Source organism: Vibrio chagasii, assembly GCF_002954585.1.
Lineage (GTDB): Bacteria > Pseudomonadota > Gammaproteobacteria > Enterobacterales > Vibrionaceae > Vibrio > Vibrio chagasii_A.
In genome coordinates, this window is the sequence record NZ_MSCI01000003.1 from 82,790 (window position 1) to 83,679 (window position 890).

An 890-nucleotide genomic window follows, 5' to 3' on the forward strand; every position below is an offset into this window, starting at 1 on the left:
ACACAGATTGATATGGTTTAGAAACTAAAGAGACGAAGAACTCCCAAGTTCTTCAATCCAGTGTCCCGTTCGTCTAGAGGCCTAGGACACCGCCCTTTCACGGCGGTAACAGGGGTTCGACTCCCCTACGGGATACCATTGGGTCGTTAGCTCAGTTGGTAGAGCAGTTGACTTTTAATCAATTGGTCGCAGGTTCGAATCCTGCACGACCCACCATTCTTTCTCCACGAAGGAATTAAAACTTTTAGTGGGCGATTAGCTCAGTTGGGAGAGCACCTGCCTTACAAGCAGGGGGTCACTGGTTCGAGCCCGGTATCGCCCACCATTCTCTAAATATTCTTGGAAGTTAAAACTCCAAACCACTTCTTATGTCGTTGGTTGGTTTTTTCGACTGCGAGAGTATTTAGAAAATGCATTCTTCGGAATACATGCTCTTTAACAATTTGGAAAGCTGACTGATTAACTCTTAGAGTTAATCAAATTAAAAGTTCTCAATGTTTATCCTTTGGATAAACACAACACAAACACATTCAAGTGTCTTGGCTTTTTGTCTTCACTTTTTAAAAGTGAAAATAAAGAGCATTAAATTGAGTCCGGCAAACACGTAATAAGAACTAACCCTTCTTGTTACAACCAAAAACCTTGGTTGTTTACCATACATAAAGACCTCTTCGGGTTGTATGGTTAAGTGACTAAGCGTACACGGTGGATGCCTTGGCAGTCAGAGGCGATGAAGGACGTATTAACTTGCGATAAGCCCAGATTAGACAGTAAAAGTCATTTGAGTCTGGGATTTCCGAATGGGGAAACCCACTTACATAAGTAAGTATCTTGTTGTGAATACATAGCAACAAGAGGCAAACCGGGGGAACTGAAACATCTAAGTACCC

Annotated in this window: 3 tRNA genes; all 3 read left to right on the forward strand. The window is 42.4% G+C overall.

Annotated features, from left to right (window positions below):
* Nucleotides 1-62 precede the first annotated feature (62 nt).
* The 3 genes from BTO10_RS20255 (at nucleotide 63) to BTO10_RS20265 (ending at nucleotide 325) form a co-directional block, all read left to right on the forward strand.
* Nucleotides 63-138: transfer RNA gene (locus BTO10_RS20255), tRNA-Glu, on the forward strand.
* A 2-nt stretch (nucleotides 139-140) separates the two neighbouring features.
* Nucleotides 141-216, forward strand: a tRNA-Lys gene (locus BTO10_RS20260).
* 33 nt (nucleotides 217-249) lie between these two features.
* Nucleotides 250-325: transfer RNA gene (locus tag BTO10_RS20265), tRNA-Val, on the forward strand.
* Nucleotides 326-890 lie beyond the last annotated feature (565 nt).